We start from the raw sequence: 6,638 nt of genomic DNA, 5'->3' as shown, positions 1-6,638 counted from the left end.
GGATGACCCGGTGCGTTTTCGTCCGCATCCCGGCATGGGTTTCCCGGTCAGTGAACTGAAGGCGCTGGAAACTGACCCGGTGCAGCCTGAGGCCCCGCTGACCGCGCGCACCACCTTTATGGGGTTGTACGGTGTGGATTCGCCCCTGCCGACGGCCTATATCGACGATATCACCCAGCAGCGCGAAGGGCATGAGGCGCTGGAAGGGTTCCTCGATATCTTCAACCACCGTTTTATGACGCAGTTTTATCGCATCTGGCGCAAATACTCCTATCCGGCCACCTTCGAGTCGGGCGGCACAGACAACACCTCTCAGAGCCTGTTGGGGCTGATAGGCATGGGTATTCCCGGTTCGCAGCAGCATTTTGCCACCCCGACATCGCGCTTTTTGGCCCTGCTGGGCGTGATGCGTCAACCGGGGCGAACCGCGGAAGGGGTACAGGCACTGGTGCGACTGCTGGCCCCTTTTACCCAGGCGGATGTCACACCCCATTGCCTGCGCAGGGTGCGCCTGACCTCTCCGATGGCGTTTGCCGATGAAGGGGTCAACTGGCTGGACGGTTACACCGTACTGGGCGATGAGGCCATCGATGCCAATAGTCAGTTGCTGATTTCTCTGCACACATCCGACAGTGATGAGGCTCGTGACTGGTTACCGGATGGCCTGCTGTATACCGATTTTCTGGTGTTGCTGCGGGTCTATCTGGGCTGGCGCTATAGAGCCTGTATCCAACTGACGGTCGCCACCCGGTTGTTGCCGGTGTTGGTGCTGGACGATACGCCGGTCAGGCTGGGGTTGACCGGGGTGCTGGGGCTGGATGACGATACGCTGTCAGACGATATACCTGAATACTATACCGTGGAGCTGGGGCACTACAGTGGGCTGGCTCCACAGGAACATCAAGAAGGAAACCGACGTGTTAGCTATGACTTCGAAAAATAAACGCTGGGCCGCCTGGAAAAATAGAGTTTGCATCCCGGCACTGGTCTTGCTGCTCAGTGGCTGTGGGCTGACGCAAACTGTGACTGATAGCACCGTGTCGGCCACAAAATCACTGTTTTATAAGCAGATAAAGGTGCTGCATCTGGACTTTACCGCCCGTGAAGCCCTGAATACCGATGAGCATGAGGCGAACTCGTCATCGGAGCCGGTGATGGTGCGGATTTATCAGTTACGTGATGATAAAACCTTCCTCAAAACGGTGTATCAGCAACTGGCAAGCGACGGGGAGGCGGCGCTTAAAGATGACCTGCTGGCCAGCCGCAGTGTGGTGGTGAAACCCGGCGGTGCGGTAACACTGGATATGCCGATGGAAAAAGAGACTCAGTTTGTGGCGGTGGTGGCGCTGTTCCGTCATCCGGATATGGCCAAAGACCACTGGCGTCTGATACTCACGCTAGATGACCTGCATCCCGATAAGCCCCGTACCCTTGAGCTGGGCAATAACAGCCTGACATTACGGGCGGAGAAAAAATAATGCCGGACACCTCCTCGCCGTCACTGTATGAGCAATTGTTGGGCAATTTCACCGGCGGGCTTGACCTGCATCAGGTCAGTGACGAAAACCAGGTCATTCTCTCGGTGCTGGATAACATGCAGCGCATTCTTAACTGCCGGGCCGGAACACTCAGTCATCTGCCCGATTATGGCCTGCCGGACATGAGCGAAATCCTACAGGGATTGCCGGGGACGGCGCATTCATTGCTGACCACGCTGTCCGCCACGCTGCTGAAATACGAACCGCGTCTGAAAAGTTTGCAGGTGCTGCTGTTACCGCAGACCGCCCCCGGCCATCTGGAGTACGCCATTGAGGCGGAACTGAAAGGTCTGGGACTGGTGCGTTACGGCACGGCATTTATGCCGGAAGGGCGGGTGTTGATTCGTCATCTTAAGCAACAACAGTTTATTAATCAGGATGCATTTTAACGTTATTCAGTTGTAGCTGATAAATATACATTAAAAAAATGCAACAATATGAAAGAGCGAAATCCATGGCTCAGCTCACGAAACAGGGGCATATTTATGTGATTTCAAGTATTGGCTCCTTTGGTGAAGATGTCTTCAAAATTGGTATAACCCGACGGCTGGAGCCGATGGGGCGGGTGAAAGAGTTAAGCGGGGCAGCAGTACCCTTTGATTTTGATATTCATGCAATGATTTCCTGTAACGATGCCCCTGCGCTGGAAAAACGTTGCACGACCATCTGAGAAATTATCGCATTGATAATATTAATTTACGTAAAGAGTTTTTCCGCGTAGAACTCAGCAAAATAATCAACGAAGTTGAACGTCACCATGGGCGGGTTGACTATATTGCCGATCCGGTTGCATTGCAGTATCTGCAAAGCCTGGAATATGCAGAAAGCGAAGCGGCATAGCATTTAAACCGGTGTCGAATAATGGATTTGGTCGCATTGCTGGCGTATTGCTGGCGTGTAAATAAGTGGAAAATTTATGGCAAAATTAATGACTTCTCTGACGCTTTGTGCGGAGAGAATGACCCACGGAGAACGACGCGTTGCTCAACGTCTGGAATCACATCTCGGTGAAGGTTGCCTTGTCTGGTATGACATTCCCGTTGGGCGACAGTATCGGCATCCTGACTTTGTTATCATCGATCCCTCCATTGGGCTTATTTTTCTTGAAGTCAAAGACTGGCGACTAAGCACACTTCGCCATGCAGACCCGCAGACGGTAACTCTGGATACGGAACAGGGGCAAAAGCAGGAGCGAAACCCGCTGGTACAGGTCAGGGAGTATGCCTGCGCTACCATCGAAATGTTGTCTCAGGACTCCGGTTTGCAGCAGAAGACAGGGCTGTACAAAGGTAAACTCAACATCGCATGGGCTTATGGCGTCGTATTCACCAATATCACTCGTCAGCAACTGACTTCCCTCTCAGCTAATGGTGCTGTTGAGTCCATTTTTCCACAGGCGTTGACGATTTGTCAGGATGAAATGACAGAGTCGGTTTCGCTTGCTGCTTTTCGGCATAAAATCGCGGCACTGTTTACCACCCGTTTCCGGCCTACGATCACTCCGGTGATAAGGGACAACCTGCGGCGACATCTGTTTCCAGAAATTGCGATACCGGTGAAAGAAAAGAACAGCCAGGTCTGCCGGATCATGGACATCCAACAGGAAGTGCTGGCCCGCAATCTGGGAGAGGGGCACCGCGTTATACATGGCGTAGCAGGGTCAGGTAAGACCCTGATTTTGCTTTATCGGTGCCTCTATCTCGCGGAAACGACAGCGCGTCCGGTTTTAGTTCTCTGCTTCAATATTATTCTCGCAAACTATATTCGTGAATGTATTGCTGACAGGGGGCTGTCGCATAAAGTTCACGTGTATCACTTCCATGACTGGTGCGGTATTGCGGCACGCAGGTTTAATCTCAGCGTCAGCCGTGAGGGAATGTTTTTTGATAACTGTTTTGCCGCACTGGAAAGCGCTGTTGACAGCGGGGTGTTGACTGATGCCGGTTACGATGCAGTATTGGTGGATGAAGGACATGACTTTGACCGTCGGTGGCTGTCGCTAATCGCCAGGCTGTTTGATAACGCGAACCGTTCACTGCTGCTGATGTACGATGATGCCCAGTCACTTTATCGCCGAGAAAGGGCGCTGAACTTTTCTCTGGCAAGCGTCGGCATTCAGGCCCAGGGGCGTACTTCAGTCCTTCGGGTTAACTATCGCAATCCCCGTCGCATTCTCAATTTTGCCTATGCCTTTTCACGCGACTATTTCGACCGGCACCACAATAATGAGGTTCCACTGGTGCTGCCGGAAGCCTGTGGTGAGGACGGAAATGTTCCTGATATCGTGCAATGCCGTTCTGCAGCGGATGAAGCCTATCGCGTAGTTGCCTGGATGAAAGAAAAGTATGCCCTTACCGGTCGCTGGGGCGATATAGCGGTGCTGTGTCCGACGCAATTTTCAGCTGACCGGCTCACTGAACTACTGGTGCTGCAGGATATACCTACAGTCATCAGCTTTACGCCAGCGGAAAAAAAATGTTACTCACACCGGGAAGATGTCGTCCATCTGCTGACCTTTCAGAGCAGTAAAGGGCTGGAATTTCCTTTTGTTGCGGTTATCAATGCGTCGTTTGTACACAAGGCGGCTGAGGATGAGTCGGAAGCCATCCCGGCCCTGTACGTGGCCTTTACCCGTGCGACGCGTTCGTTACTGGTGACCTGTTACAGAGAAAACAGCATCAGCCGCCATCTGGCGGAATTTGCCGGAATGGACCTTCAGGAGCTGCAGATTGAACAGCCATAAAACGCTGATAACCGGCGGCGACCCTCGCCACTTGGCTGAATTCAGCGCGTTACGTGACGAAATGGGCAAGTTACATCATCCCGCTCGCCCGGATGTTGACTGGGCGCGAGTTGAGCAGCTTTGCCTTGCGTTGTTTCGCCAGAACGGGGTTGAGTTGCAGACCACGGTAGATTTTACCCTGGCGCGGACGCACATCGCCGGAATCGCGGGGTTGTATGAAGGACTGGAGCTGCTGGCGGGATTACTCTCCCATCAATGGAGTGCGTTGTGGCCGCTGCAAACGCATGCCCGGGTGGCGTTATTGGCCTGGTTGAGTGACCGGTTGCAACAAGTCTGGCGCACCATGACGTTATGCTACGGTGACCTGGCGCTGGTGTACCGCGCAGAGCATGCGCTGGAACAACTGTGTGCTCAACTGCAAACGCTGGAACTCAAACACCTGAGTAAGCTGGACGGGGTTCGTTTGATGTTGCATAACGCTGCACTGCGGCTGGAAAGTGCCGAGGCGGCCGCTGAAATACCCGCTCGATTGAGTGTACCGGTACGGCACGCAGGTGTCTCAGAGCCACAATTGTCGCCACAACCGGTATTATCGTTTACCGCATCCCGCGATCCGCTCGTCTATATTGTCAACGAACCGGCCCCGGCGCGTATTCAGGTGGCGTTGTCGCCACCTTCGCCGCCCCCACTGAGTTGGAAGGCGGGCCACGGTTTTGTGGCGGGTTTATCGTTGATGGCGCTGTTGATGGCAGGCAGTTTCTTTCTCTGGCAGTCGCTGTCATCTGATCCGCTGGAGGCGGCGCTGTTGACCCATGTCACGCCTTTACCCGCCCCGCTGACCGCCAAATCAATTGATGAACTGAGAAAACAGACCTCTGACGCCAAGTGGGCACGTCTGGTGGAACCGGTGTTGCAAGCCAGCGCCGCGCAACTGGCACAGTTACCGCCGTTATGGGCGCAAGAGCAGGGTGATGCACTATTGGCTCAGGCACAGCAACTGTGGCCCGCCAGTCAAGAGGTCAAACGGTTGGGCACGTTGTGGCAGCAACAACGAGAAGCCGGTGCTGCGCCACTGGTGGAGCTGGAACACTACGCGCTGGCACAAGACCGTTTACGGCAACTGGCCGAACGCCTGAATAGTCTGGATGAGAAAAAGGGCGGATATATGACGGTCTCTGAACTGAAATCTGCCGTTTTTGCTATCCAGCAACCGCTGATACAGACATTACCGCTGGAAGAACTGCTGCGGCAATATAAGGAGCAGTCCGCGTCAGGGCAGACCCTACCGTCTGCATTGCGGCAACAGATTGACAGCCGGTTCACTCAACTGCTGAACCGGTATACGTTACTCACGTCGCCCGAAACGGCATCGCCATACCATTACGCCACGATTGGAGAGCTTTGTGACTGCGCGCCGGAAATTAAAGGATGGAAAGATGAAACATTACCCCGTTTCCATTTTCCGCCGGACAAGTCGCTGAAAGGTCTGGAGATTGGCCGAGAACATCTTGAGAAGCGGCACGTTATTGAAATTTGTCCGTTCCGGGCGTGGGTGCTGGCACTGCATGATACAAAAGAGTATTCCCTGGCTAACGGCTATAACCTTGGCTTAATGGCTAATATGGCTTATACGGAAAAACGTATCGTAGAATCCTTTTTCCTTGAAAAATGTTTGGATTTGTCCACTACGCCAAGACATGAAGAGTCACCTGCATATCCGTACGCACTTGCTGTAGATGTGCCATTCAGCCAGCGCTATATCACTGCCGAATTTTTGGACTCTAAGAGTGTTAATACTCCAGGGTCATCCAAGCCTCTGCTTGACAGTACTCAATTTTTTTATGTGGAGTGCGAAGAACATTTGGCCGTTGCCTGGCGCGGTACACAAGAGGTTCCCGACTGGTTAACTGATGGTGCATTTTCCCCTCAACCTTGCCCGACTGAACTGGCAAATACCGGATGCATTCATGGAGGTTTCCTTGATGCATACCATTTGGCTAAACAGACATTTGAAAAAGAATTTGGACAGATAAAAACTTCTCTGGCAGAAGCCAATGGAAAGAAAAAATTGTTTATTTGCGGCCACAGCCTGGGGGGAGCTCTGGGGCTAACTTATGCTGCCGAGATGAAGGCTATAGGGCCTCTTCTTTATACCTACGGTATGCCGCGGACCTTTACCGCTGATGCCGTGGGGAGTTTGTATCAAATAACTCACTATCGACATGTAAATGATACTGACACCATTACCAGCGTGCCGTTTGATGCAGATATGGATAACTGGTTGTATGGAAAATTTGGCCCTCTCGGTAGCACGTTGGGTTTTTTCTGGACGCTGCTTGCGGAACTGCCCGCTCAGA

Annotated in this window: 5 protein-coding genes and 2 pseudogenes; all 7 read left to right on the top strand. The window is 52.9% G+C overall.

Translation table 11 applies throughout. The features are described 5' to 3' along the window. A partial coding sequence (gene tssG / locus AEP37_RS21965; RefSeq protein ID WP_049615319.1) for a type VI secretion system baseplate subunit TssG occupies positions 1-943 on the top strand: 943 nt, incomplete at its 5' end. Further along, positions 927-1,478, top strand: a complete 552-nt coding sequence (gene tssJ / locus AEP37_RS21960) for a type VI secretion system lipoprotein TssJ (protein WP_042592758.1) — start codon at positions 927-929, stop codon at positions 1,476-1,478. The genes tssG and tssJ, both read left to right, overlap by 17 nt. Beyond that, positions 1,478-1,927 (top strand): type VI secretion system baseplate subunit TssE, encoded by a 450-nt coding sequence (tssE, locus tag AEP37_RS21955; RefSeq protein ID WP_042592759.1) that lies wholly within the window; start codon positions 1,478-1,480, stop codon positions 1,925-1,927. Before tssJ ends, tssE begins: the two co-directional genes overlap by 1 nt. A gap of 44 nt (positions 1,928-1,971) precedes the next feature. Further along, a pseudogene (locus AEP37_RS21950) lies at positions 1,972-2,378 on the top strand (GIY-YIG nuclease family protein); the annotation flags it as partial. Between the two features lie 76 nt (positions 2,379-2,454). Continuing rightward, positions 2,455-4,281, top strand: coding sequence for a DEAD/DEAH box helicase (locus tag AEP37_RS21945; RefSeq protein WP_042592760.1), 1,827 nt, complete (start codon positions 2,455-2,457; stop codon positions 4,279-4,281). Further along, positions 4,268-5,641: pseudogene (locus tag AEP37_RS27445) on the top strand (VasL domain-containing protein); the annotation flags it as partial. The gene AEP37_RS21945 and the pseudogene AEP37_RS27445, both read left to right, overlap by 14 nt. Positions 5,642-5,893: 252 nt before the next feature. Then, positions 5,894-6,638 (top strand): lipase family protein (locus AEP37_RS27440; protein WP_331462909.1); only part of this gene is annotated, 745 nt, incomplete at its 3' end.

The organism is Yersinia pekkanenii, assembly GCF_001152565.1.
Classification (GTDB): domain Bacteria; phylum Pseudomonadota; class Gammaproteobacteria; order Enterobacterales; family Enterobacteriaceae; genus Yersinia; species Yersinia pekkanenii.
This window is presented reverse-complemented; position numbering and strand designations above follow the sequence as displayed.

Excerpts from the sequence above, each read along its gene's own strand:
- AEP37_RS21945 (WP_042592760.1), top strand. The coding sequence starts at position 2,455 with ATGGCAAAATTAATGACTTCTCTGACGCTTTGTGCGGAGAGAATGACC.
- tssJ (WP_042592758.1), top strand. The coding sequence starts at position 927 with ATGACTTCGAAAAATAAACGCTGGGCCGCCTGGAAAAATAGAGTTTGC.
- tssE (WP_042592759.1), top strand. The coding sequence starts at position 1,478 with ATGCCGGACACCTCCTCGCCGTCACTGTATGAGCAATTGTTGGGCAAT.